Source organism: Actinomadura xylanilytica (assembly GCF_030283145.1).
Lineage (GTDB): Bacteria > Actinomycetota > Actinomycetes > Streptosporangiales > Streptosporangiaceae > Spirillospora > Spirillospora xylanilytica.
This window is the reverse complement of sequence record NZ_JASNWE010000002.1, coordinates 186,203-210,344: the sequence shown is the minus strand read 5'-3', so window position 1 is coordinate 210,344 and position 24,142 is coordinate 186,203. Positions and strand designations below refer to the sequence as shown.

Below are 24,142 nucleotides of genomic sequence, written 5' to 3'. Positions count from 1 at the left end.
CATGATCCGTCCGGACGGGGATAATCGAGGCATGCCCGAGCAGATCCACGTCCGCGGTTCGGTCTTCATCCCGGAGACCGAGCTCGGCTGGCGTTTCTCCCGTTCCTCGGGGCCGGGCGGGCAGCACGTGAACACCAGCGCGACGGCCGCCGAGCTGTCCTTCGATGTGGCCGGCTCGCCCTCGCTCCCCGAACCGCTCAAGGCGCGTGCGCTCGAACGCCTGGAGGGACGCCTCGTCCGCGGCGTCCTGACGATCCGCGCGGAGGAGTACCGCTCCCAGCACCGCAACCGCGACGCCGCCCGCGCCCGCCTGGTCGCGCTCCTCGCCGACGCCATCGCGCCACCGCCCAAGAAGCGGATTCCCAAGAAGATCCCGCGCGGGCTCAACGAGCGCCGCCTTCAGAACAAGAAGCGCCGCGCCGACATCAAGCGCCAGCGCTCGTCCCGCCGCTGGGACTGAGGTCAGAGACGGGCGTCAGAGACGGGCGGAGCGGATGGCGCGCATGGCCTCGCGGCGGGCCTCGCCCGACAGCACGTCGATGTAGACGCCGCCATCGAGGTGGCCGCACTCGTGCTGGAGGCAGCGCGCGAAGTAGCCGGTGCCCTCGACCCGGACCGGCCGGCCCTTGACGTCGACCCCCTCGACCACGGCGTGCGCGTGGCGCGGGGTCGCGAAGCCGAGGCCGGGCACCGACAGGCAGCCCTCCCGCTCGACCAGGGTGCCGCCGTCCGCGGCGACGAGCACCGGGTTGACCACGTGCCCCACGTGCCTGCGGTCGTGGTCGTCGCGGCAGTCGTACACGAACGCCCGCAGGGAGACGCCGACCTGGTTGGCCGCGACGCCCGCGCCGTCCTCCTCGTACATGGTGATGAACATGTCGTCGACGAGGCGCTCCAGTGCGGCGTCGAACGTCCGGACCGGATCGCACCCGGTGCGCAGCACGGGGTCGCCGAGAACGCGGATCGGGCGGGCGGTCCCGGTCCGGTTGCCGCGCCTGCCGTCGGGGGTGCCGGTCCTCTTGCTCACACCGAGATCCTATAAAGCTGCGAGGACGGCTGAACCGCGAGCACGGCGCGCACCGCCCGCGGCCGTGACCGGGACGGGACGCGCCGTGCGACCCGCCGAACCTCCCCCCGCCCGCTCCGGACGGTGCGTTCAGCCGGCCTCGCCGGGGCCGTGTCCCGGGTGCGGCGGAAGGACACCGCCCGGGTTGGCGGACGGGCCTCCGGACGGGCCTCCGACCGGGCCGTGGGACGGGCCGCCCGTCGGGCCGGGACCGTCGAGGTCGTCGGACGGGGGCCGCTGCGCCTTGGCCTGCGGCGGCATCTGCGGTCCCGGTCCCTGGCCCGCGACCGGACCGTGCCCGGGGCCGTGCCCGGATCCGGGACCGGCGCCCTGGCCGGGACCCTGCGCCTCGCCCGCGTCCGCGGGTTCGGGCTTCTTGATCGACGGCGCGGCCTGCGGGGCGGCGGGTCCCTGCGCCGGAGCCGGCTTCGCCGCCGCGGGCACCGGAGCCTGCCCCGGTGACTGTGCCTGACCCGGCGCCTGACCCTGCGCCTGCCCCTGGGGCGGCCCTTGGGCCGGTGCGGGCTTGCCGCCGGGGCCCGCGTTCGCCGGCGCGGCGTGCGCGCCCGGTCCGGGCTGGGCCTGGGCGGGCTGCTTGCGCGGGGGCGGGGTCTGCCGGACGGCGTCCTCGACCATCTTCTCCAGCGGACCGGCCTCGTTCTCGGCCGTCAGCAGCCGGTGCAGCGTCTCGCTGATCTCGGTGAGCCGCTGCAACGCCTGGGTGTGGTTCTTGGTGAGCTGGGTCAGCCGCTGGGTGGCGCCCTCGTTGATCACGCTGGCCCGGCGCTCGGAGGCGGTCAGGGTGCGCTCGGCCTCCAGCCGGGCGCCGGTCACCGTCTGCTCGGCCTCCTGCTTGGCGGCCGACACGACGCTGTCGGACTCCTTCTTGGCCGCCGCGAGCACCTGCTCGGCCTTCTCCTGGGCCTGGGCGAGGTTCTTCTCGGCGTGCGCGCGGGCGTCGTCGACGATCCGCTTGGAGTCGTGCTCGGCGTCCTCGCGGATCTGGGTGCCCTTGGACTCGGCCTCGGCCAGCTTGTCCTGGGCCTCGTCCTCGGCCAGGTTGATGATCTGCCGGAGCCGGTCGCTCAGGTCGTCGCCGGTCGGCTTGCGGGCCTCCCGGAGCTCGGCCATCTCGCGGCGGATCCGCTCGGCGTCGTCCTGGGCCCGCGCGAGCCTGGCCTCGAGCTCGCGGTGCTTCTGCTGGTTCCGGGTGATGTAGTCCTCGACCTGGCGGCGGTTGAAGCCGCGCATGACGATCTCGAAGGACTCTTCTTGGAGGAGGTTCGGCAGGATTTCTGCATCGTTGCTCATGGTGCCTTGGGGGTCGTTGGCGGGGGTGATCACCCCGTCAGGGTCGGATGCGATCCTCACCCGTCGGTGAGCGGGCGCCACATGAATAAACGTCAGGACCGACTCTTGTCCGGTCCACCCCATTCGCGCAACCGGAACACGGTTCTCGCTGCGGTTTCTTCATCACGCCTGATCGACAAACCACCCGATCCTAGTGAATAGCCCGTGCGAGGCCGAGGGCGCCGCCGGGCCCGGCCGGCCCGCCTCCTACGATCTGCCGCATGAGCTACGTGGGATCGTTGGGTGAGATCGCGCCGCGGATCCACCCCGAGGCATGGATCGCGCCTGGTGCCGTCGTCGTCGGCCGGGTGACGCTGGGCCGCGACTCGAGCGTCTGGTACGGGTCGGTGCTGCGCGCCGAGGACGAGGAGATCGTCGTCGGCGACGGCTGCAACATCCAGGACCTGAGCTGCCTGCACTCCGACCCGGGGCTGCCGGCCGTCCTGGAGGACCGGGTCAGCCTGGGGCACAAGGCCATGGTGCACGGCGCCCACGTGGAGACCGGCTCGCTCATCGGCATCGGCGCGATCGTGCTGAACGGGGCCAGGATCGGCGCCGGCACCCTGATCGCGGCGGGCGCGCTGGTGGCCCCGGGCAAGAAGATCCCCTCGGGCGTGCTCGTCGCGGGCACCCCCGGACGGATCGTCCGCGAGCTGACCGACGACGACCGGCTGGCGCTGGAGCACACGCCGCAGGTGTACCTCGACAAGGCCCGCCGGCACCGCGACGCCACCTGGGCCTGACCCCGGAACCCTCGAATAGGTACGAATGCCGCCCCTCTGACCTGCGGCGATGCTGTTCCGGTGGTACGGAGGGGAGCCCGGGGGCCGGGCGGCTGACTACGATGACCACGTGGTGTGGGGACCGGGTTATGGCAGTGCTCCGCCGCCCAGCCCCCAGATGGGGCAGGATCCGTTCACGGCGGCAGAGCGCGACACGAGGGCGATGGTGGCCGCCGCATGGTGGCCGTCGGCGCCCCCCCAGCAGCGCCAGCACGCGATCGGCGGGCGGCTGCTGGTCCTGCCCGACGGCACATGGTGGCTGTTCGGCGCGTGGGCCCGCTGGTACCGGCTGCACCCGTCCGACGGCCAGTGGTACCTGTGCCCGCCGCCCCGTTCGCCCGCCGTCCGGATGGCCGCCCGGTCGGCCCAGCAGGGCGGCATGCGGGTCCCGGCGCTACCGCCGCACGTGGTGCCCGCCGGTCCCGACTTCTCCTACAGCCCGCCCCCCGCGCTGCCGTTCGTCGGCCACGGGTTCGCGAGCGAGCTGACCTCCCAGGTCCGCGCCACCGTCGAGTCCGCCGCCGCGCTGCCCGCCGTCGAGTACCCGCACTGGTGGCCGCACTTCACCCCCGAGGCGCCGTCCACCGTGGCCGTCTCCTGGGGCGTGATGCTCTGGTGCGCGTCCGCGCCCGCGTTCGACGCCCGTCTCGACGCGCAGATGCTCGACCTCTGGAAGCCGTACCGGGCCAGGCCGCTGCCCGATGTCGACGGCCCGCGCTGGCTCACCCCGCCGCCGCTGGAGACGCTGATCGGGCTCTACTCCGAACGGCTGCGCGCCGGACGGGTCGACGCGGCCGTCGTCGTCCTGCGGACGATGTGGGCCGTCGCGAGCGCGCTGCGCGAGGACGTGCGGTTCCAGATCCGGGCCGACGCGCTGCTGTCCATCCTCGGCGTGACGCTCAACAATCCGACCGTCGACTACGGCGCGCTGCCCTACGGCGACCAGGCCCTCGTCCAGCAGTGGCTCACCCGCTGCCCGCCGCACCTGGTGCCCGCGCTGCGCAACGAGAGTTCGCCCGGCGACAACTTCCGGCACGCCTTCTACACCCTCAGCGACGCGATCGGCGACCTGGCCGGAGACCCGGCCGGCCCGGCCTACATCGAGCCCCGGCTGGTGGCCGCCGCGATGCTCGCCGCCGACCTCGACGTGGTCCGCAAGGACGTGGTGGGCGGCGTGGTCCCCTGGCTGGACCCCGAGATCCGCTACACGGTGCAGGCGGTGTCCGACCAGGTGGGCCATCCGCTGCGCCGGCTGTGGCCGGTCGATCTGCGGCTGCCCGAACCGCTCGGGTCCGCCGCCGGTGCGGGCGAGGGCGCCGAGGCGCTCCTGGCCGCGATGTACGAGCTCGACCTGGCCTGGTGCCGGCTGGCGGGCGGCATGCCCGCGCGGCCCCGGGGCTTCCCGGTGCCCACCGCGGTCGTCGCCGGGATCATCGGCCGGGACCGGGCCCGCGCCACGGCCGCCACGCCGACCGCCTCGCCCACGCCGCCGCCGAGCGCGGCCTACAGCCAGCCGCCGTCCCCGCTCAGCTCGCAGAGCCAGCCCGGGGTCGCGCCGGGCACGCCCGCCGCGCACTTGGGCATGCCGCCCCAGCCCGACCGGCCCTTCGTCCAGCCGCCCGCACAGCCCGGCTGGGAGGACGCCCCCGGCCCCGGCCAGGCGCAGCCGCCGCCCGGCCAGATGCAGATGCAGGCGCCCGGCCAGATGCAGGCGCCGGGGCAGATGCAGGCGCCGGGGCAGCAGGCCGCGTTCGCCCCGCCCGACCCGCAGTTCGGCAGCGCCTCCCGGTCGGAAGAGGAGCAAGAGGAGAACGTCGCCCCGCCCTACACCGCACTCGGCTTCCAGCTCACCGGCGGCCCGAGCGGCCCCGCCCCGAGCCCAGGCGTTCCAGGTCCGGGCCCAGGCGGTCCGGGCTCGTCCGCGCAGCCCCCTTATGCCACCCCGGAACAGCCCCAACCGGCATATTCAGCACAAGAGCAGCCCTACCCGCCGCCGGAACAGCCGCCATACGGCGCTCAGGCGCACGGTCAGCCCTCTTACGGCGATCCGGGCGCCGCACCCCAGCAGCCGCCCTATCCGGGGCAGGACGCCGCGCAGAGGCAGTTCGCGTCGCCAGACCTGCCGCAGCTTGGTGGCATGTCTCCTCCTGAGGAGGAGAAGGAGGAGAACCACCTTCCTCCGTACACGCAGCTCGGCTACCAGGCCGCCGGGGCGCCGCCTGTGCAGGGGCTGCCTCCGGGGGCGGGAGTCCCACCGGCGGCGGTGAGCCCGCCAGAGCAGCCGCAGCCACCACAGGTACCGCAGCCACAGGCGGGGGCGCCGTTCAACCCGTACGCGACCCGCATGGAGGGCCCCGGCGCGGCGATGCCCCAGCCTGCGGTGCCCCAGCAGGAGGCGCCGCCCGCACCGCCCGTCCCCCAGGGAGGTCCCCCTGGCACGCGCGTGCTGGGGCCCGGCGACCTTGAAGGGGGTCCGGGGGGAGGGGACAAGGGCCATCCCGGCACCCAGGTCATGTCCGAGACGATGGTCGGCAACTTCGACTTCCTGGAGGACACCCCGACGCCCGACCTCCCCGTCAACGAGATCCCGCCGCCGGAGGACCGCAGCGACCGGCGCACCCTCGAGCGGTTCGGCATCGGCTTCGTCTCCGGCGCGCACGACGCGGGCGAGATGCTCGACGAGCTGCGCGCGCAGACCGAGGAGTGGAACGCCACCGGCGGGGGTGACGTGGAGGAGACCCGGGTGGACGGCGAGGAGACCCGGGTGGACGGCGAGGAGACCCGGGTGGACGGCGCGGGGTCGGCCTCCGCCGGGCTGCCGGGCGTGCTGCTGGTCGGGGGCCCGCACTCCGGGCAGCGCCGGCTGGCCCGGATGATCGCGCTGATGTTGGCCGACGCCGGGCTCGGTGACGGCGCGATCCGCGCGCACGACGCCGAGGACGTGCGGGACGCGCCGGCCGAGCGGATCGGGCGGCTCCTGACGCGGCCCGGCCCGGCGATCCTGTTCGAGCGGCTCGATATCGCGATCACCGGTGCGCTCGACCCGGTGGCGGTGGCCGGGGCGGTCCGCCGCTCCCGCCGCGACCCGGCCAACGCCACCCCGCTGATCGCCACCTGCGAGCCGCGCGCGTACAAGCGGCTCGTCCAGGACCATCCCCGGCTGATCGAGGCGTTCCGGGTGCACCGGCTGCCCGACCTCAGCGACCTCGGCAACCGGATGACGCTGCTGCACCTGCTCTCCGACGAGCGGCGGGTCACGATGGGGGCGTCCGCGCTGGAGGTCGCCCGCGCCGACCTGGAGCGGCTGCGCGGCCCCGGCGACATGGTCAACGCGCGGCTGGTGGAGACCTACCTCGACCAGGCGTGCCAGCGGCACCTCGAACGCGCCGGCGCGTCCCGCGACCGCCTGGTGCTGGCGCCGGACGATCTGCACGGGGTCGCCGAGGGCATCGAGCCGGCGCTCCGGCCGCCCGGCGACATCGACGGCTACCTGCACCGGCTCGACCAGCTCATGGGGCTCGACGAGGTCAAGGCGACGGTCCGGGAGCTGGCCGAGGAGGCCGAGCTGGAGGCCGACCGGGCCCGCTACGGGGTGGCCGGCGACGGCGCCCGCCACCTGGTGTTCACCGGCCCGGCGGGCAGCGGCAAGACCACGGTGGCCGGGCTGGTCGGCGGCGTCTACGCGGCGCTCGGGCTGCTGGAGTCCGGGCACGTGGTGGCGTGTCGCCCGGTGCACCTGGCCGGCCGCGACCGGGTCGACACCGAGAGCCGGGTCGCGACCATGGTCGAGCAGGCGCACGGCGGTGTGCTGCTGATCCAGGAGGCGTACCTCCTGGACCGCGCGCCGGCGGTGGTCGACGAGCTGCGCGAGCGGATGAACGAGCGCGGCGCCCGGTTCCTGGTGGTGTGCTCCAGTCCCGCGGCCGAGATGGAGGGCTTCCTCGCCGGCAACCCCGGGTTCCGCGGCGAGTTCGGACGGGTGCTGGAGTTCGAGGGCATGGGCGACCGCGACCTCGTGCGGCTCTTCCAGAACTACGCCGAACGCGACCTGTACATGCTCGACGAGGAGCTGCGGGTCGAGCTGCTGGCGCACTTCGAGCGGCAGCGCGCCGACCCCTCGTTCGCCTACGCCCGCGCCGTGCGGACGCTCTTCGAGCAGACGGTGGCGCGGCAGGCGGCCCGGCTGGCGGGCGTCGACGTGAACGCGGCGACGGTCGCCCGTCTCACCGCCCGTGACCTGCCCGAATCGCCGCTGGAGCAGATCCTGGGCGACTTCCGTCCGGGCGGCTGACCGCGTCCGTGCGGGCGGTCACCGTGCGGGCGGGCATGGGCGTTTTGCATCATGCCGGCCCCACCCGGGAAGACCAGCAGGGAGAGTGGCCCTCGAATGGCCCTCTTGGGTCATGTGCCCGTCGGGCCGGGACGCGTAGCCTCGACCGCGGGTGCGGGGAACGAACGGAGGTGGGCGCGGTGCGCCAGCAGAATCTCGATCTGCGCGTCCACGACCGCGTTGCGCTGGACGAGATCGAGCTCTACGCCGAGATGCTCGGTGCGGTGGCGGCGGCCGAGAGGCCGCTGACCCTGACCGAGATCGACGTGGTGCTCGGCGTGCGTTCCAGTGAAGCCGGTCGTCGCGAGCTGACGCCGCAGGACTAGTCCGCGGGCGCCGGGAGGCACCGGCGCCTGGACCGGTCGAAAGATGCCAGCCGTCGACCGGGGGCGCCCTCAGTGAGGGTGTCCCCGGTCACGCATTCTAGGGCGTCCGGAACCACTACGCGACTCAGCGTCGGCATGCCCGGAAACCTACCAATTTCTTCCCGGATCGTTCCCGGGCCGCGTCCGGGCCGCGCCCCGCGCCACTTCCGTCCCGCCAGACCGTGCCCGGACCTGCGGATCGGAGCCGGTGGCGGCCCGCCGCCGGACGTCTCGTCACGGAAGGTGACCGGTCGCGTGCGGGATCTGGTGACCGCCCCGGACCCCGGCGACCCGTCCGACCTCCCGTTGGGTGCACCGCGGACGCGGCGGCCGTGGCGGGCACGGCCGGATCCGGGATGATGTAACGAATGTCACCCGTGGCAGGGGTCACTCTCCGTGTGGGCGCCCCGTCCACCGGAGCGCGATCACGCGGCCTGGACGGGGCTGCGCGCCGCGGGTGTGCACCTGGTGATCTAGGGCAACCTTGTAGGTGAGAGGATGGGGGACACCGGCCGAAGCTGGGGCAAAGGTTCTCTTTACGGCCGGTAGCGCCTACGATCCTCTGCGGACTGTTCCGGCACATCAGGAGAACGACGTGCGCTTGCGTCTCACGCCGCGTGAGGACAGCTTCTACGACATGTTCGCCGATTCGGCGAACAACCTGGTCACCGGCGCCAGGTTGCTCGTGGAGCTCATCAGCGACGGCGCTGACCGGGAAGCGATCGCGGAGAAGATGCGCGCCTGCGAACATGCGGGCGACGAATGCACTCACGCGATCATGCGCCGGCTGAACGAAACGTTCATCACCCCGTTCGACCGCGAGGACATCTACCGACTGGCCTCGACGATCGACGACGTGATGGACGAGATGGAAGAGGCCGCCGACCTCGTCGTGCTGTACAAGATCGAGGAGTTCCCCAAGGGCATCGTCCACATGGTGGAGGTCCTGGAGCGGGCCGCCGAGCTGACGGCGGAGGCCATGCCCCGGCTGCGCTCCATGAAGGAGCTCAACGAGTACTGGATCGAGATCAACCGACTGGAGAACCAGGGCGACCAGGTCTACCGCAAGCTGCTGGCGCACCTGTTCAGCGGCGAGTACGACACGCTGATGGTGCTCAAGCTCAAGGAGGTCATCGACCGGCTGGAGGACGCGGCCGACGCCTTCGAGCATGTGGCCAACACCGTCGAGACCATCTCGGTCAAGGAATCATGAGCACGTCCGGGGAGCCGGGCGTGACCACCGTGACCGAGGACGGGCCGACCGGCGCCGACCAGACGCTGGGCGAGCAGGCCACCCGGCGGGTGCCGGGCAAGGCGTGGCTCGGCCTGCTGATCGGCATCCTGCTGGTCATGGCGGCCGGCGCGGTCGGGCTGCGGTCCGACGCGCAGGCGGCGGTGCTGGTGCTGGTCGTGGTCATCGCGCTGGTGTTCGACTACACCAACGGGTTCCACGACGCGGCCAACGCGATCGCGACGGCGGTGTCCACCCGGGCGCTGACGCCGCGGGTGGCGCTGCTGATGGCCGCGGTGATGAACATGCTGGGCGCGCTGCTCGGCGTCCAGGTGGCCAAGACGGTCAGCGAGGTGATCACGCCGCCGAGCGGGCTGCACGGGCTCACCGTGCTCGCCGCCGGAGTACTCGGCGCGATCACCTGGAACCTGATCACCTGGTACTTCGGGCTGCCCTCGTCGTCCTCGCACGCGCTGATCGGCGGGGTCGTCGGGGCCGGGCTGGCCTCGGCGTCGAAGGTCAACTGGACCAGCGTCGTCGACAAGGTCGCGGTGCCGATGGTGGTGTCGCCGATCGTCGGCTTCGTGCTGGCGTACCTGGTGATGGTGGCGATCCTGTGGATCTTCCGGCGGTCCCAGCCGGCCCGGGTGGGCCGCCGCTTCCGCATCGCGCAGACCCTGTCGGCGTCCTCGCTGGCGCTCGGGCACGGTCTTCAGGACGCGCAGAAGACCATGGGCATCATCGTGCTCGCGCTGGTCACCACCGGCCACTCCGACGGCGGCTCGGTGCCGCCGTGGGTGATCGTCGCGTGTGCCGGCGCGCTGTCGCTGGGCACCTACGCGGGCGGCTGGCGGATCATGCGGACGCTGGGCCGCAAGGTGATCGAAGTGGATCCGCCCAAGGGTTTCGCCGCCGAGGCGACCGCCTCGGTGGTCCTCTACGTGACCGCCTACGTCTGGCACGCTCCAATCTCCACCACCCACACGATCACTTCGGCGATCATGGGGGTGGGCGCCACCAAGCGGCTCTCCGCCGTGCGCTGGGGCGTCGCGGGCAACATCGTCGTCGCGTGGGTGCTGACCATGCCGATGGCGGCGGCCGTGGCCGCCGTCGTCTACTACCTGGTCCATATGTTCGGCGCCTGACGCCGCCCCGCGCCCCGGCGGCCCGCCCTCCTCGGCGGGCCGCAGGGACGCGCGGGACCGGCGCGGGGGCACTTGCCGGCGCGGGTCATCCGCGGGGCGGGGGTCACTTGCCGGAGATGCGGTCCAGGGCCGGCGGGGTGATGGACGGGTTGGCGGCCAGGTAGGCGACGAAGCCGTCCAGGTCGATCGGGCCGAGGACCTGGTCCTTGCCCTCGGTGAAGGTGCTGAAGCCGTCGCCGCCGCCGAGCAGGAAGTTGTTGGCCGCGACCTTGTAGGTGGCGGCCGGGTCGACCGCCGCGCCGTCCACCGTGATGGTCGAGACGCGGTCGCCGACCGCCTTGGACCGGTCGATGGTGAAGCGCAGGCCCGCCGACGGCTGGAGGATCTTCTCGCCCGCGGCCGTCCACTGCTGCTCCAGCAGCGCGTCGAGCTGCGCGCCGGTCAGCGAGGTCATACCCATCACGTTGCTGAACGGCTGCACGGCGAACGCCTCGCCGTAGGTCACCACGCCGTCCCCCTCGGAGCCGCTCGCCTTGTAGACCAGGTCCGCGCGGACGCCGCCCGGGTTCATCAGCGCGACCTGGGCGCCCTGCTCCTTCATCGAGGCGAGCTGGGCGTCGGCGACGACGTCGCCGAGGGCGGTCTCGCCGGACGCGGACGGGGCCCGGGTCAGATCGGCGGTGATCTTCCCGATCGGCTTGTCGGCGATGGTGGCGACCCGCTCCTTCCAGGTCTGGACGAACCTCTCGGTCTTCGGGTCCGCCGGGACGTCCCGGGTGACCACGTGGTTGTCGCCCTTGAGGGTGGACCGGACGATGTCGCCGGTCCGCCTGTCCACCTTGAAGTCGACCTGCGTGATGACGCGCCCGAAGGAGGAGCCGGACGAGTACAGTCGCGGCCGTCCCTTCGGGTCCGTGACCGAGCACACGTACTGCTGGTGGGTGTGCCCCGACAGCACGACGTCGATCTCAGGGTCGGCGTCCTTGGCGATGCGGGTCCCGGCGCCCGGCTCCACGCCGCACGCGTCCGGCCGCTGGCCCGCCTTCACCTGGTCGCCCTCGTGCACGAGGAGCACCATCGCGCGCACGCCGCGCTTCTTCAGCTCGCGGGCGGACCGGTCGGCGGCGGCGACCTCGTCGTCGAACCGCAGGCCCTTGATGCCCTCGGCGGTGACGATGGACGGCGTGGTCTTGGTGACGACGCCGATGAACCCGATCCTCACCCCGTTCACCCGGCGGATCGTCCAGGGCTTGAGGATCGGCTCGCCGCCCTTCTCCGTCAGGACGTTGGCGGCGAGGTAGTCGTACTTCGCGCCCTTCCACCTGCCGGCGGGCGTGCAGCCGTCCTTGGGGTGGCAGCCGCCGTTCTGGATCCGCTGGAGCTCCTGGTAGCCCTCGTCGAACTCGTGGTTGCCGACCGCCGACGCGGTCACCCCCATGTCGCCCATGAACTGCACGGACGGCTCGTCGTGGTAGGCGGCGGAGATCAGCGGGGACGCGCCGATCAGGTCGCCCTGCGCGACGGTGAGGGTGCGCCGGTCCGCCAGCCGCTTGAGGTGCGTGGCGATGTAGGCGGCGCCGCCCGCCGGGACCGCCGCGCCGGTCTCGTCGATGGCGGTGCCGGAGCTGCCGGCCGGCGGCTCCAGGTTGCCGTGGAAGTCGTTGAGGGACAGCAGCCGCACGGACGCGGTGGGGGCGGGCCGGGCGGCGGCCGGCTGCGCGGCCAGGCCCGCGGCCGTCAGCCCGGCGGCGCAGGCCGCGGTGAGGCGTCGTCGAGTCATTCCGGCACGATAGGAGGGCTCCGGCATACGGTTCCCCGCGACATCATGACGGTTCCGTGATGGTTCGGTCAGCGGCGGGGGGACCGCCCGGACGGATCGCGCGTCCCGCCGCATAGGCTGGCGATCATGAGTGAGTCGCGGGTGCGGGAGCGCGGGGCGCTGGAGAAGCCGGAGATCGCCCAGGTGCTGGCGCTGGTGGACGAGGCGGACTCCGCCGACGGCGTCGGCCCGTTGTCGGAGCACGGGCTGCTGGGGCTGCGCTCCGGCGGACCCGGCCTCACGATCGACCTCGACGGCGCGATCGTCGCCTATGCCCGCCTCGATCCGGCGACCCCGGAGGAGAGCGCCGCGGGCGAGTTGGTCGTCCATCCTCGGCACCGCCGCCGCGGGTACGGCCGAGCCCTGCTCCGCGCGCTGCGCGCCGAGGCGGGCGGCCCCCTGCGGGTGTGGGCGCACGGCGACCTGCCCGCCGCCGCCAAGCTCGCCGCCGCCGAGGGGCTGGGCCGCGCCCGCGCGCTGTTCCAGATGCGCCGTCCCGCCGCCGCCCCGCTGCCCGCGGCCACCGTCGCGGACGGGGTGCTGATCCGCGCGTTCGAGCCCGGACGGGACGAGGAGGCGTGGCTGGAGGTGAACCGCCGCGCGTTCGCGGACCACCCCGAGCAGGGCGCCTGGACGCTCGACGACCTGAACCGGCGCGAGCGGGAGGAGTGGTTCGACCCGGCCGGCTTCTTCCTCGCCGAGCGCGGCGGCCGGACGGTCGGCTTCCACTGGACCAAGACGCACCCGGACGGGACCGGCGAGGTCTATGTGGTCGGCGTCGACCCGTCCGCGCAGGGCCTCGGCCTCGGCCGCACGCTGACCCTGGTGGGCCTGCACCATCTGCGCGACCGGGGCGTCCCGCAGATCATGCTGTACGTGGACGAGTCCAACATCGCCGCCGTTCGGCTGTACGAGTCGCTCGGCTTCACCAGGTACGCCGTGGACGTCATGTACGGAACGGACCCGTCCGGCGACAGGTGATCCGGGCCGCTGCACGCCCCGCGGCCCTCTGAGACCCGGCCTCAGGGGCCGAGGCGCCGGCCCAGCGGCAGTTCCAGCGGCAGCTCCTCCCCAGCTCCTCCCCAGATCCGTCCCTCCAGGATCTGCTCGTACCGAGTGGGCCACTCCAGACCCCCGGACGCGTACCCGCCATGCGCCTGAAATGTCCGGTATATCGGGTGTTGTGTAGGGCCTGAACTGCGGTGTTAACCCGGTGGCCACGGCCAGGCGGGGCACTCTTCGCGGCTCTGCCCGGCTCGGTTCATGTTCCGTTCACCTGGATCAGGGTGAGTGGACATCTCCCCTGCTTAGCGTCGCATCCGACGGTCCCCCCATTACCTGGACAAACTGCTCCGGCTACCGGACGGGGAGCCGCCCGACGAAACTTAGAGGAGACCCTCCGGTGAAGAACGGTTCTCGACTGGCCGCCCTAGGCGGTGTGGTCGTCGCGGGGGCGCTGGCCCTTACCGCGTGCGGGAGCGACAACAACAACTCCGGCCCGAGCGCGAGCAGCGCCCCGACCGGCGACATCGACTGCGCCAAGGCGACGGTCAACGCGGCCGGCTCGAGCGCGCAGAAGAACGCGATCGAGGAATGGACCAAGATCTACGCGCAGAAGTGCGCGGGGGCCAACCTCAACTACAACCCGAGCGGATCGGGCGCCGGCATCCAGGCGTTCACCTCGGGGCAGGTCGCCTTCGCGGGCTCGGACTCGGCGCTCAAGCCCGAGGAGGTCGCCCCCGCCAAGCAGCGCTGCCAGGGCGGCAACGCGCTCAACCTGCCGATGGTGGTCGGCCCGGTCGCGGTCGTCTACAACGTGGCCGGGGTGGACGGACTCAAGCTCTCGCCCGAGACCATCGCGAGCGTCTTCGCGGGCAAGATCAAGACCTGGAACGATCCGGCGATCGCCAAGGAGAACGAGGGCGCCAAGCTCCCCGCCACCGCGATCAAGCCGGTCTACCGTGCGGACGAGTCGGGCACCACCGACAACTTCACCGACTACCTGCACACGACCGCGCCGAAGATCTGGACCTGGGAGAAGGCCAAGAAGTGGCCGAACGCCACCGGCCAGGGCGCCAACAAGTCCGACGGCGTCTCGTCGCAGGTGAAGAGCACCGCCGGCGCGATCTCGTACGTGGAGATGTCCTACGCCACCTCCAACAAGCTCCAGACCGCGCAGGTCAAGAACGGCGCCGGTGAGTACACCGAGCTCTCGCCGGACAGCGCGTCCAAGGCCGTCGCGGGCGCCGAGGTGGTCGGCACCGGCAACGACGTCGCGCTGAAGATCGACTACACGACCAAGGAGGCGGGCGCCTACCCGATCGTCCTGGTGACCTACGAGGTCGCCTGCGAGAAGGGCCTGCCCGCCGAGCAGTCCAAGTTCGTCAAGTCGTTCCTCACCTACACCGCGAGCGCGGACGGCCAGAAGATCCTCAACGACCTCGGGTACGCACCGCTCCCGCAGAGCGTGCTGACCAAGGTCCAGGCGTCCGTGCAGGCCCTGTCCTGACCCTTGACCACGACCCCAGCAGCCCCGTCGCCGGAGGAACCGGCGGCGGGGCCGGTCTGGGTTCCGCCGACGGCCCCCGAGGAGGACCCCCCGTGAGCAGCGACACCGGCGTCGAGACGCACGTCGGCGCCAGACATCGCGCCACCGGCCGGCGCATGAGCACCGGACGCGCCGGTGACAAGATCTTCGTCTCCGCCGCCCGCGGCTCGGGCATCCTGGTGCTGGTCATCATGGCGGCCATCGCGATCTTCCTGATCTGGAAGGCCGTCCCGGCGCTCCAGCGGAACGAGGCGAGCTTCCTCACCGCCGAGGAATGGGACCCGAACGCCCTGCCGCCGCGGTTCGGCATCGCGCAGCTCGCCTTCGGCACCGTGATCTCCTCGCTGCTCGCGCTGGTCATCGCCACCCCGGTCGCGATCGGGATCGCGCTGTTCACCTGCTTCTACGCGCCGCGCCGGCTGTCGGCGCCGCTCAGCTACGTGGTCGACCTGCTGGCCGCGGTGCCGAGCATCGTGTACGGGCTGTGGGGGCTGCTTCTGCTGTCGCGGCACATGGAGGGCGTCAGCTCGTTCCTCAACACCGCGCTCGGCTGGATCCCGCTGTTCGGCGGCGACAGCCCCGGCCGCAACTCGATCTTCACCGCGGCGGTGGTGCTGGCCATCATGATCCTGCCGATCATCTCCTCGATCTCCCGCGAGGTGTTCGTCCAGGTGCCGCGGGCCAACGTGGAGGCGGCGCTGGCGATCGGCGCCACCCGCTGGGAGACGATCCGGCTCGCGGTGCTCCCGTACGGCCGGTCCGGCATGATCGGCGCCTCGATGCTCGGCCTCGGCCGCGCGATGGGCGAGACGATCGCGGTCGCGATGGTGCTGACCTTCGTGCCCGGCATCAACATCCACATCCTGGAGGACGGCGGCAGCACCTTCGCCGCCAACATCGCCAAGAGCTTCGGCGAGGCGAGCGTCACCGGCCGCGGCGCGCTGATCGCCTCCGGCCTGGTGCTCTTCGTGATCACCCTGCTCGTCAACATGGCCGCTCGGGCGGTCGTCGCCCGCCGCAAGGAGTTCGTGTGACCTCCCTGTCCACTTCGAAGCAGCCCGCCGCGAGCGGGCGCGGCTCGCTCGGCTCGGTGTCGCTCGGCCGCAAGGTCAAGGACCGGACCGTCCAGGGGCTGGTCTACCTCGCGTTCCTGCTCGCGCTCGTCCCCCTCGTCTCGGTGCTGTGGACGGTGCTGAAGAACGGCCTGGGCCGCTTCGACGCCACGTTCTTCCAGTTCTCCATGAACGGCGTCGCGGGCAAGGACGCCGGCGGCGGCGCCTACCACGCCATCGTCGGTACCCTCGAACAGGTCGCGATCAGCACCGTCATCGCGGTCCCGATCGCCGTGCTCACCGCCGTCTACCTGGTGGAGTACGGCGCCGGCGGCCGGCTCGCCCGGGTGATCAGCTTCTTCGTGGACGTGATGACCGGCATCCCGTCGATCGTCGCCGGGCTGTTCGTGCTGGCCCTGTGGCTGCTGGCGCTCCAGTTCTCCTTCTCCGGCTTCGCCGGCGCGCTCGCGCTGACCATCCTGATGATCCCGACGGTGGTCCGGGCGACCGAGGAGATGCTCAAGCTGGTGCCGAACGACCTGCGCGAGGCGTCCTACGCGCTGGGCGTCCCGCGCTGGCGGACGATCTGTTTCGTGGTGCTCCCGACCGCGCTGCCCGGCATCCTCACCGGCGTGATGCTGGCCGTCGCCCGCGTGATGGGGGAGACCGCGCCGCTGCTGCTGACCATCTTCGTGACCAAGGCGATCAACACCAACCCGTTCGCGGGCCCCCAGGCGTCGCTGCCCACCTTCATCTGGGACCAGGCCGCCGACCCGAACCAGAACTCCATCGACCGGGCCTGGGCCGGCGCGCTGGTGCTGATCCTGATCATCATGCTGCTCAACCTCGCCGCCCGGCTCGTCGCGCGGCGCTTCAAACCGGCCGGCCGCTGACCCGGGCCGCCGAGCCCGTCCCCGACCCCTGCGAACGACCCGAACAGGAGCATCCTCCCCATGGCCAAGCGGATCGAAGTCTCCGGACTGCACGCCTACTACGGCGGCGTCCACGCCATCGAGGACATCTCGATGACGGTCGAGCCGCGCTCTGTGACGGCGTTCATCGGGCCGTCGGGCTGCGGCAAGTCCACCTTCCTGCGCACCCTGAACCGGATGCACGAGGTCATCCCCGGCGCCCGCGTCGAGGGCAAGGTGATGCTCGACGACGAGGATCTGTACGCCTCGTCGGTCGACCCGGTCGCGGTGCGGCGCGTGGTCGGCATGGTGTTCCAGCGGCCCAACCCGTTCCCCACCATGTCGATCTACGACAACGTCGCCGCGGGCCTGAAGCTGAACGGCGTCCGCAAGAAGAGCAGCCTCGACGAGATCGTCGAGGAGTCGCTCCAGGGCGCCAACCTCTGGAACGAGGTCAAGGACCGCCTCGCCAAGCCCGGCGCCGGCCTGTCTGGCGGCCAGCAGCAGCGCCTGTGCATCGCCCGCGCGATCGCCGTCCAGCCCCAGGTGCTGCTGATGGACGAGCCGTGCTCGGCGCTGGACCCCATCTCCACCCTGGCGATCGAGGACCTCATCGCCAAGCTGAAGAGCCGCTACACGATCGTGATCGTCACGCACAACATGCAGCAGGCCGCCCGCGTCAGCGACCGCACCGCCTTCTTCAACATCGGCGGCACCGGCGAGCCCGGCCGGCTGATCGAGATCGACGACACCAGCAAGATCTTCACCAACCCGGAGCAGAAGGGCACCGAGGACTACATCACCGGCCGCTTCGGCTAGTCGGGGAGCTGGTAAGAACCGCGTCGTGAGCCCCAAACGGCGTTGATCTTGCTGAAGTTCTCCACGCAGCACGGGCGCTTCCCGCGAGGACGTTCGGAGCTGGCCGACGAGGTCGTCGAGCATGTGGCCGAGCAGGCCCAGGTGCCTGCCGCGGAGCTCGGATTCTACGAGTGGTCCGGTTCCACGATCGAGTCACCGCAGTCAGATCCGCACGCACCCGGGCTTTCGTGTCTGCACGACCGCGGACGCGGCGAAGGTCACGGTGTGGCTGACCGAGACCGTCGCTCACGCCGAGCGTCGATCGGAGCAGGTTCGGGAAGAGTTGCTCAAGCATCTGCGTAAGGAGCGGATCGAGCCGCCGACTCCGGGGGCGGGTCTCCCGGATCGTGGCCTCTGCTCTGCACAACGCGGAGGTCACGTGGTCGGCGCGGATCGCCTCGCGGCTGAGTCCGGCGGCCACGCAGCGCATCTGCGCCCTGGTCGGCATCGGCGATCACGCCGACGATGAATCCGGCGCGGCGGAGGAGCACACGGCCGAAGGGTCGATGGCCGCGGATGACGCCGGCTCCAGCGTGCTCGCGCTGGTGAAGTCGGCTCCGGGCAACGTGAGTCTGGAGTCGATGATGACCGAGATCCGCAGGCTGGAAGCGGTGCGGTCGATCGGGTTGCCGGAGGGATTGTTCGCCGATGTGGCGCCCAAGGTGCTGGCGGCCTGGAGGGCTCGGGCGGCGGTGGAGGCTCCCTCCCACATGCGCACCCACCCGCGCGAGCCGCCAGACACCGGTCGGCACCCCGACCGGGGACCTTTCGGATCGGGGCGCGTAGCGAGGTCCGGGCTGTGACGTGCATCGGTAAGCGGTTCTGGCGGACTTTGTGTGATGCCCGGTTACGGACGATGTTGAGGTTCAGTCGCAAAGGTCCCAGCGGTAAGGCGAACCACCGTGCGCCCGACCTCTCGCGCGGCCGATCGCCACGACCAGGGGCTGTTCAGGATTGAGAGCGTGGGCGTGAACCTTCTTGGGGCCGGCTGGCAAAAGAGAGGTGTTGTTGCCAGCGATCAAGGAGGGCCGGTCTGTGAAGAGCGACGCAATGACCGCTGTCGGGGAGGTCTTGCCGAGCAGTGACGCCGAGGAGATCGAGCGTTCCTGGCGGGAGCCGGAGCGGTTCGCCGTGCTGTTCGACCGGTACGGCGCGCAATTGCATCGGTACGCGGCGCGCAGGCTCGGGGACGGCGAGGCCGACGACATCGTTGCTGAGACGTTCCTGGTGGCGTTCCGGCAGCGGGCCGGCTACGACCTCGGTCGCGCTGAGGCGTTGCCATGGCTGTACGGGATCGCCTCCAACCTCATCCGCAGGCATCGACGCGCCGAGGTGAGCCGCTATCGGACGTTCGTTCGTACCGGAGTGCTGCTGGACGCGGCCGTCGGCGTCGCCGAACGGGCGGTCGAGCGGGCGAGCGCCCAGATGAGCGGGCGCCGGCTCGCCCAGGCGATCGCGGAATTGCCGACCCGCGACCGGGACGTGTTGCTGCTGGTGGCGTGGGCCGACCTGTCCTATGAGCAGGTCGCCGACGCCCTGGGGCTGCCGGTGGGAACGGTCCGGTCCCGGCTGCACCGAGCCCGGACAAGGGTGAAGCGGGCACTCGGCGGAGTGAATCCGACTTCCGTCCATGACCAGAAGGGAGACATCAAGTGATGAATGACCTGCATGAGGTGCGGGAGTTGTGGAGCGAGGCCGCCGAGCCCAGCGCCGCTCGGCTAGCCGCGGTCCGAGAGCGGCTGCTGGAGGAGACGCGGTCCGGGGAACAGCCGGACGGCGTCCGTGTGCGCAGGCCACGGCGTGTGTGGGCGATCCGGACGGCGGTGGCGGGCACGCTGGTCGCGGCGGCGACCGCTGGCGTCGTCGTGTTGCCGAGCGGGGACGGTCCCGGTCCAGCGCCGGCCAACGCCGCCGAGCTGCTCACCCGGGCCGCCGCGGCGGCGGGCGACGGCCGGGACATCGAGCCGCGTCCCGGCCAGTTCGTGTATCAAGAGTCGACCGCGCTGGAGCTGGCGACGGGCAATGACAACGACACGGCCCCCTGGTTCCGCAAGGTGCGTTACCAACAGTGGCAGCGCGCGGATGGCGCGGTACCGGTCTATCGCCGGACCACGTTGCTCGGGGTCGTGCCACTGCGGGGTGGGAAGGTGTCCTCCCGGACAATGCAGCTCGCGCGCATCGATACGGGCGGGCGGTTCCTGCCGTGTGCCTCTCAGCCCACCGAGCCGAACGCGCCGTACGCCGCGCACGCGAAACTGCCCACCGATCCGGCGCCGCTGCGCAGCGCCTTGGCCGCCAGGGTGGACGCAGGGCAGCGGGCGGAACTCACCCAGGACCAGGCCGTGTGGGTCAACCTCACGGGGCTGGTCTCCGCGCCGACGCCGTCCAAGGTCCAAGCGGCGTTGTTCACGGTCGCCCGCCAGATCAAGGGAGCGCGCCTGTCCGGCGGCACAACTGACGCCGCCGGGCGCCCGGGACTCGCGGTGACATTCGACGCCCGGCCCGGAGAGCGCGAGGACCTGATCTTCGACGCGAAGACCTACCGCCTTCTCGGCCACCGCAGCGTGTGGACGGGCGCCGGCGACACCCCGCCCTCCGGCACCACGACCGGAGACGTCGCCGTGACCAAGACGTCGGTCGTCGACAGTCTCCCGGCGGGGGTGTCCACCTCCGGCCACACCTGCCCGGCCGCATCCGGCGGCTGACCGATCGGCTGGAGAGGGTCGCGGGGGGTCCTGGCGCTACGCGGCCCTCATCAGGCACCGGCCCGCCGCGCCCACACCCAGGAACGGGCGCGGCGGGACCGGCGGCACTCGAGCGCATAGTCACGCCTTTGCACGTAGTGCCCGGCCTGCCCGGCCTGCTCGCCGATCACCTGCGCACCGCCGGCGACGAGGCCGTTCGCCGGGCCATCGACGCCGGGCGGACCATCCGCCGCGGCCAGGGCCACTCGGTCCGCGTCACCGCCACGCTCGCACTGCACCGCGCCGCTCTGCAGCAGAGCGCGGCCCTGGCCGCCGAGGCCGCCGGACCGGCCGCGCGCAAGGCTCACCGGGAGGCGAGCCCCATCGGCCAGATCGCGAAGCGATGTCGCGCTCGCCCGAGCACAGTCGGCGTCCGAGCCGCCAGGCGAGGGCGCCGGGCCGGACTTTGAAATACGGGTTAGTTGGCTTCCCCGCCACACGAAGGACATGCGGTCTGGATCATCTGAGTCGGTACGCCGCCGCGCACGTCCCCGCCCAGGCTGATCACGCGCCCGGTGCCCAGGCACTGAGGGCACCCGGACACGCGATCCCCGCCAGGCTGATCCCATGCCGGGGTCGCCGTCATGGGATGGACGTCTTCGGACTCGACCTCATCGCGCGTGGCCGGTTCGTTGTCGTCGCCCACATAGCCGAGGCCCCGACAGAACAGGCACGACACCGTCAGCGGCCCGAACTTCTGCTCACCGGTACCGCTGCAATCGGGGCACTCAAGGCGATCGGTCATACCTTGCCCGTACCGCTGCAAACCACGCATGTGATCTCACGCGTCGTGCCGTTGTTGCCGACCTCTTGCTTGCCCGTCCCCTTGCATGCGGAGCAGTCCACCGTCTTCCCGTGCTTGCCCATCGGTCATCGTCCTTCTGTCGGAGGGGAGCCGTTGCCGTTCATCTTTGCTCCACTCACGCCGACGAGCCAGCCACAACGCGGGTACGTCCGCCATACCCTCAGCGACCACGAGCCTGATATATCCGGTGCCTGAGAGGGGCGTCGATCCGCTCCGCCGCTGTCGTGGCATCCCCACGAACGCACGGAACCCCCGGCAACGACCAGAGGTGGCGTCCGGGGGTTCGTGTGCTGTGGCTTAGACCGTGTCCTCGCGCTTGAGCCGCGCGACCAGGGCGCGCCAGTCGTCCGGGGAGAGCGCGAGGCGCGGGCCGTCGGGGTCCTTGGAGTCCCTCACGCCGACGTTTCCCGGAAGCGGCGCAACCTCCACGCAGTCACCGCCGGTCGTGTTGCTCCGGCTCGCCTTGCGCCAAACGATCATGTGTAACTCTCCAAAGCTCTGCGAACCAGGTCCCGGCTTGGCCCGATCGGTGCGGCAATGTCGCTGATTCGGTCGTACCTTACTGCGAAGCGCTGCACGTCCGGCGCGGAGAGCATGAGCCTGCCTTTCTCCGGCGCGTCCGCGAAGGCGATATCTCTATCATCCACCGTAAGGAGCTTGAACGAACCGTCTAGGCCGTTGTGTGCCCCGGTCTCACGCTCAAGGACTCGAAGCCTGACGCCCGGGTTCTCTGAGATCTCAAGGAGACGCGTCAGTTGGCCGTGCATGACCTCAGCGCCGCCCACGGGTTGCGCGAGCACCACCCAGTTGAGCACGACGGAGATCAACGGGGTCTTGGCCTTCTCGAAGACGGCCGCCTGTCGGGCAAGTCGTTTCGCAAGAGCTTCCTCAACCCCGTCGATGAGTCCCGAGGTGAGCGCGGCCCGCGCGTACTCGGGAGTCTGTAGCAGTCCAGGCACAAGCATCGCTTCCCACATCCGGTGACGCGTTGCTCTTTCCTCGTACTCCGTGAGGCCCGTGAACCAGTCGCCGTCATCCGAGGCTTCCGCCAAGTGCACGAGCGTCGCGAACTGATCCTCTGTCTCCCACAGCTCATCGATCTTGGCCGCGTACGGCGATGAGAGATGCAGTCTCCCGTGTTCAACCCGGGAAACATAGGAACGGTCGCAGCCGATGAGTCCCGCCAGCTTGTTGCCGGACAGCCCTCGTGCTGTGCGCTGCCGACGCACCTCAACGGCGATGTAGTGCCAGAGTGAACGGCCCGGGTCCAGCTCGTCACTAACAGTCATGGCGACTCCCAATGTTTCGCGTGTTCCGGGAACGTAGCGAAGATATCCCGGAGGAGCGCATCCTGTCAGTCCGTAGAGGAGATCTCCTGGACAGCTAGGACGTGATCATGGGAGTGCACAGAGCCGAAGGTCCCCACCGGTCCCGACTCACCACGAGCGACCCCGACGAGGGCACCGCGACACCGGCGGCCGGTGAGTCGACGGGGCGGTGGTACGAACCCGAGAAGAACCTGACGACGCAAACGTGGGAGGCGCATCTACGTCGTCCCCTGACGCGCGCCGAACGGGAGGACGGTCTTCTCTCGGTCGTGGCGGGGTTGTCCGAAGCCGAGGTCCGCAAGTTGATGGCCTGGCAGGACGACCGGGAGAAGACCCGTCCCCGGACGCAGGTCAGCCGTCAGCGGATCAGCGGGTCGTGGTGACGATGTCGGCCTTGGTCGATCAGGTCTTCGTGTCGATGCTGGCGGCGAGCCTGAGTTGTGGGGCGGTCGGCTTCCTGGTCGGCGCGTGGACTGTCCTGGTTCTTCGCCGGCGTCCCACCCGCCGCCCCGTCGCTCGGCACGCGCACCGGCCGATGAGCGTCACTGTTGCCCGGCCCGCCAGCGGTGTCGTAGGCACCCAGGTCTTCTGTCCGGCGCCGCACCCCGACGGAACGCCCTGCATCGCATGTTCGCCCGATTCACACCGTGGCCGACGCCGCCGGGGCTGACCGCCTCACACTCCTCCGGGCCGACCTCGCTCACACCACGCCTAACAGTGGTTCAGCGGAGTGCTCTACCCCCAGACCGGGGTCGGCCCGGCCGGAGGCGGGCCTCGCTTCCGGCTACCCCATTTTCCTGGGGGCGGCCCCCAGACCCCCGTCGAGGGGCAGGCGGTCCTCGCTTCGCTCCGGTCCGGCTACCCCTTTTTTTTCCTGGGGGGCGACCCCCAGACCCCCGTCGAGGGGCAGGCGGTCCTCGCTTCGCTCCGGTCCGGCTACCCCACGGGCGCGGTGGCCTCTTCGGTCTCGCCGGGGCGGTGGTCCGGGACGAAGCGGTAGCCGACGTTGCGGACGGTGCCGATGAGGCTCTCGTACTCGGCGCCGAGCTTGGCCCGCAGGCGGCGGACGTGCACGTCGACCGTGCGGGTGCCGCCGAAGTAGTCGTAGCCCCAGACCTCCTGGAGGAGCTGGGCGCGGGTGAAGACGCGGCCCGGGTGCTGGGCCAGGTACTTCAGAAGCTCGAACTCCTTGAACGTCAGGTCGAGAACCCGGCCGCGCAGCCGCGCGGTGTAGGTCGCCTCGTCGATGGTCAGCTCGCCGCTGCGGATCTCGCCGGGCACCTCGTCGGCCTCGGCGACCGCGGCGGCGCGGCCGACCGCGAGCCGGAGCCGCGCCTCGACCTCGGCGGGGCCGGCGGTCTGCAGCAGCATGTCGTCCAGGCCCCACTCGGGGCTGAGCGCGGCCAGGCCGCCCTCGGTGACGATGCCCAGCAGCGGGCAGTCGAGGCCGGTGGTGCGCAGCAGCCGGGACAGGCTCTTGGCCTGGACCAGGTCGCGGCGGGCGTCGACGAGCACCACGTCGGCGGGTGGAGCGTCGATCAGCGCGGATCCCTCGGCCGGAGCGACGCGCACCGAGTGCAGCAGGAGCCCGAGCGCGGGCAGGACTTCGTCGGAAGGCTCCAACGCGTTGGTCAGCAAGAGCAAGCTGCTCAAGTGCCGCCTCCTCGTCTAAAAAGACGTAGGACCCAGGCGGCGGCTCAGCTGCGAGCCCGGCAACGGCCATCGGCTCGACGGCGAGGTGACCACGCAGGGCTGTCAGCTGAACTCCATGGCCTCGTCGCCCGGATCCCTCAGCCAAGAGCATATCC

General features: G+C 71.4%; 23 protein-coding genes. 15 read left to right on the top strand and 8 right to left on the bottom strand.

Annotation, left to right across the window (positions count from 1 at the left end):
• Positions 1-31: 31 nt before the first annotated feature.
• Complete coding sequence (arfB, locus tag QP090_RS12065) at positions 32-460, top strand: alternative ribosome rescue aminoacyl-tRNA hydrolase ArfB (protein ID WP_285938842.1); 429 nt, start codon at positions 32-34, stop codon at positions 458-460.
• 15 nt (positions 461-475) lie between these two features.
• On the opposite strand, the gene def is transcribed toward arfB, so the two are convergent.
• Complete coding sequence (def, locus tag QP090_RS12060) at positions 476-1,027, bottom strand: peptide deformylase (RefSeq protein ID WP_285938841.1); 552 nt, start codon at positions 1,025-1,027, stop codon at positions 476-478.
• Between the two features lie 129 nt (positions 1,028-1,156).
• Positions 1,157-2,410, bottom strand: a complete 1,254-nt coding sequence (locus QP090_RS12055; RefSeq protein ID WP_285938840.1) for a coiled-coil domain-containing protein — start codon at positions 2,408-2,410, stop codon at positions 1,157-1,159.
• 227 nt (positions 2,411-2,637) lie between these two features.
• Between QP090_RS12055 and QP090_RS12050 the strand changes: the two genes are divergently transcribed.
• From QP090_RS12050 to QP090_RS12030, 5 genes are all read left to right on the top strand, one after another.
• Positions 2,638-3,159: a gamma carbonic anhydrase family protein gene (locus QP090_RS12050; protein ID WP_285938839.1), complete on the top strand. Its 522-nt coding sequence runs from the start codon at positions 2,638-2,640 to the stop codon at positions 3,157-3,159.
• 202 nt (positions 3,160-3,361) lie between these two features.
• The gene (locus QP090_RS12045) at positions 3,362-7,489 is read left to right on the top strand and encodes a hypothetical protein (RefSeq protein WP_285938838.1); all 4,128 of its coding nucleotides are present in this window, start codon (positions 3,362-3,364) and stop codon (positions 7,487-7,489) included.
• A gap of 179 nt (positions 7,490-7,668) precedes the next feature.
• Positions 7,669-7,854 (top strand): hypothetical protein, encoded by a 186-nt coding sequence (locus tag QP090_RS12040; protein ID WP_285938837.1) that lies wholly within the window; start codon positions 7,669-7,671, stop codon positions 7,852-7,854.
• Positions 7,855-8,488: 634 nt separating this feature from the next.
• Positions 8,489-9,106, top strand: a complete 618-nt coding sequence (locus QP090_RS12035) for a DUF47 domain-containing protein (RefSeq protein ID WP_285938836.1) — start codon at positions 8,489-8,491, stop codon at positions 9,104-9,106.
• Positions 9,103-10,269 (top strand): inorganic phosphate transporter, encoded by a 1,167-nt coding sequence (locus QP090_RS12030; protein ID WP_432763034.1) that lies wholly within the window; start codon positions 9,103-9,105, stop codon positions 10,267-10,269. The genes QP090_RS12035 and QP090_RS12030 overlap by 4 nt, the downstream gene beginning before the upstream one ends.
• A 103-nt stretch (positions 10,270-10,372) precedes the next feature.
• Here QP090_RS12030 and QP090_RS12025 read toward each other — a convergent pair whose 3' ends face one another.
• A complete protein-coding gene (locus QP090_RS12025) occupies positions 10,373-12,049 on the bottom strand; it encodes a bifunctional metallophosphatase/5'-nucleotidase (protein WP_285938835.1) in 1,677 nt (558 codons plus the stop codon).
• A 126-nt stretch (positions 12,050-12,175) separates the two neighbouring features.
• Here QP090_RS12025 and mshD point away from each other — a divergent pair, with 126 nt between their 5' ends.
• The 8 genes from mshD to QP090_RS11985 all read left to right on the top strand — a co-directional run bounded on the left by mshD (position 12,176) and on the right by QP090_RS11985 (position 20,162).
• Positions 12,176-13,069, top strand: coding sequence for a mycothiol synthase (mshD, locus tag QP090_RS12020; protein ID WP_285938834.1), 894 nt, complete (start codon positions 12,176-12,178; stop codon positions 13,067-13,069).
• A gap of 421 nt (positions 13,070-13,490) precedes the next feature.
• Positions 13,491-14,597 (top strand): phosphate ABC transporter substrate-binding protein PstS, encoded by a 1,107-nt coding sequence (pstS, locus tag QP090_RS12015; RefSeq protein WP_285938833.1) that lies wholly within the window; start codon positions 13,491-13,493, stop codon positions 14,595-14,597.
• 56 nt (positions 14,598-14,653) lie between these two features.
• Positions 14,654-15,670: a phosphate ABC transporter permease subunit PstC gene (gene pstC, locus QP090_RS12010; RefSeq protein ID WP_432763051.1), complete on the top strand. Its 1,017-nt coding sequence runs from the start codon at positions 14,654-14,656 to the stop codon at positions 15,668-15,670.
• Positions 15,671-15,675: 5 nt separating this feature from the next.
• On the top strand, positions 15,676-16,581 hold the full coding sequence (pstA, locus tag QP090_RS12005; protein WP_285940063.1) for a phosphate ABC transporter permease PstA: 906 nt from the start codon (positions 15,676-15,678) through the stop codon (positions 16,579-16,581).
• 60 nt (positions 16,582-16,641) lie between these two features.
• A complete protein-coding gene (gene pstB, locus QP090_RS12000) occupies positions 16,642-17,418 on the top strand; it encodes a phosphate ABC transporter ATP-binding protein PstB (protein WP_285938832.1) in 777 nt (258 codons plus the stop codon).
• Positions 17,419-17,804: 386 nt separating this feature from the next.
• Complete coding sequence (locus QP090_RS11995) at positions 17,805-18,260, top strand: hypothetical protein (protein ID WP_285938831.1); 456 nt, start codon at positions 17,805-17,807, stop codon at positions 18,258-18,260.
• Between the two features lie 247 nt (positions 18,261-18,507).
• Positions 18,508-19,113, top strand: coding sequence for an RNA polymerase sigma factor (locus QP090_RS11990; RefSeq protein WP_285938830.1), 606 nt, complete (start codon positions 18,508-18,510; stop codon positions 19,111-19,113).
• A complete protein-coding gene (locus QP090_RS11985; RefSeq protein ID WP_285938829.1) occupies positions 19,113-20,162 on the top strand; it encodes a CU044_5270 family protein in 1,050 nt (349 codons plus the stop codon). The genes QP090_RS11990 and QP090_RS11985 overlap by 1 nt, the downstream gene beginning before the upstream one ends.
• A 50-nt stretch (positions 20,163-20,212) precedes the next feature.
• Here the strand turns inward: QP090_RS11985 and QP090_RS11980 are convergent, their stop codons facing one another.
• From QP090_RS11980 to QP090_RS11965, 4 genes are all read right to left on the bottom strand, one after another.
• Entirely contained in the window at positions 20,213-20,509 is a 297-nt protein-coding gene (locus QP090_RS11980) for a hypothetical protein (RefSeq protein WP_285938828.1), read from the bottom strand.
• A gap of 110 nt (positions 20,510-20,619) precedes the next feature.
• The gene (locus QP090_RS11975; protein ID WP_285938827.1) at positions 20,620-20,946 is read right to left on the bottom strand and encodes a hypothetical protein; all 327 of its coding nucleotides are present in this window, start codon (positions 20,944-20,946) and stop codon (positions 20,620-20,622) included.
• 357 nt (positions 20,947-21,303) lie between these two features.
• Positions 21,304-21,486, bottom strand: a complete 183-nt coding sequence (locus QP090_RS11970; protein WP_285938826.1) for a DUF397 domain-containing protein — start codon at positions 21,484-21,486, stop codon at positions 21,304-21,306.
• Positions 21,483-22,295 (bottom strand): helix-turn-helix domain-containing protein, encoded by an 813-nt coding sequence (locus QP090_RS11965; protein WP_285938825.1) that lies wholly within the window; start codon positions 22,293-22,295, stop codon positions 21,483-21,485. The genes QP090_RS11970 and QP090_RS11965 overlap by 4 nt, the downstream gene beginning before the upstream one ends.
• Positions 22,296-22,396: 101 nt before the next feature.
• On the opposite strand from QP090_RS11965, the gene QP090_RS11960 reads away from it, so the two are divergent.
• On the top strand, positions 22,397-22,717 hold the full coding sequence (locus tag QP090_RS11960; protein ID WP_285938824.1) for a hypothetical protein: 321 nt from the start codon (positions 22,397-22,399) through the stop codon (positions 22,715-22,717).
• Positions 22,718-23,270: 553 nt separating this feature from the next.
• Here the strand turns inward: QP090_RS11960 and QP090_RS11955 are convergent.
• Positions 23,271-23,987 (bottom strand): winged helix-turn-helix transcriptional regulator, encoded by a 717-nt coding sequence (locus QP090_RS11955; protein WP_285938823.1) that lies wholly within the window; start codon positions 23,985-23,987, stop codon positions 23,271-23,273.
• Between the last annotated feature and the right edge of the window lie 155 nt (positions 23,988-24,142).

What these genes read in the sequence shown, in the direction of transcription:
- pstB (WP_285938832.1), top strand. Translation starts at nt 16,642, where the DNA reads ATGGCCAAGCGGATCGAAGTCTCCGGACTGCACGCCTACTACGGCGGC.
- QP090_RS11985 (WP_285938829.1), top strand. Translation starts at nt 19,113, where the DNA reads ATGAATGACCTGCATGAGGTGCGGGAGTTGTGGAGCGAGGCCGCCGAG.
- QP090_RS12025 (WP_285938835.1), bottom strand. Translation starts at nt 12,049, where the DNA reads ATGACTCGACGACGCCTCACCGCGGCCTGCGCCGCCGGGCTGACGGCC.
- QP090_RS11965 (WP_285938825.1), bottom strand. Translation starts at nt 22,295, where the DNA reads ATGACTGTTAGTGACGAGCTGGACCCGGGCCGTTCACTCTGGCACTAC.
- QP090_RS11990 (WP_285938830.1), top strand. Translation starts at nt 18,508, where the DNA reads ATGACCGCTGTCGGGGAGGTCTTGCCGAGCAGTGACGCCGAGGAGATC.
- QP090_RS11970 (WP_285938826.1), bottom strand. Translation starts at nt 21,486, where the DNA reads ATGATCGTTTGGCGCAAGGCGAGCCGGAGCAACACGACCGGCGGTGAC.
- arfB (WP_285938842.1), top strand. Translation starts at nt 32, where the DNA reads ATGCCCGAGCAGATCCACGTCCGCGGTTCGGTCTTCATCCCGGAGACC.
- QP090_RS12030 (WP_432763034.1), top strand. Translation starts at nt 9,103, where the DNA reads ATGAGCACGTCCGGGGAGCCGGGCGTGACCACCGTGACCGAGGACGGG.
- mshD (WP_285938834.1), top strand. Translation starts at nt 12,176, where the DNA reads ATGAGTGAGTCGCGGGTGCGGGAGCGCGGGGCGCTGGAGAAGCCGGAG.
- QP090_RS12050 (WP_285938839.1), top strand. Translation starts at nt 2,638, where the DNA reads ATGAGCTACGTGGGATCGTTGGGTGAGATCGCGCCGCGGATCCACCCC.
- QP090_RS12045 (WP_285938838.1), top strand. Translation starts at nt 3,362, where the DNA reads ATGGTGGCCGCCGCATGGTGGCCGTCGGCGCCCCCCCAGCAGCGCCAG.
- QP090_RS11975 (WP_285938827.1), bottom strand. Translation starts at nt 20,946, where the DNA reads ATGACCGATCGCCTTGAGTGCCCCGATTGCAGCGGTACCGGTGAGCAG.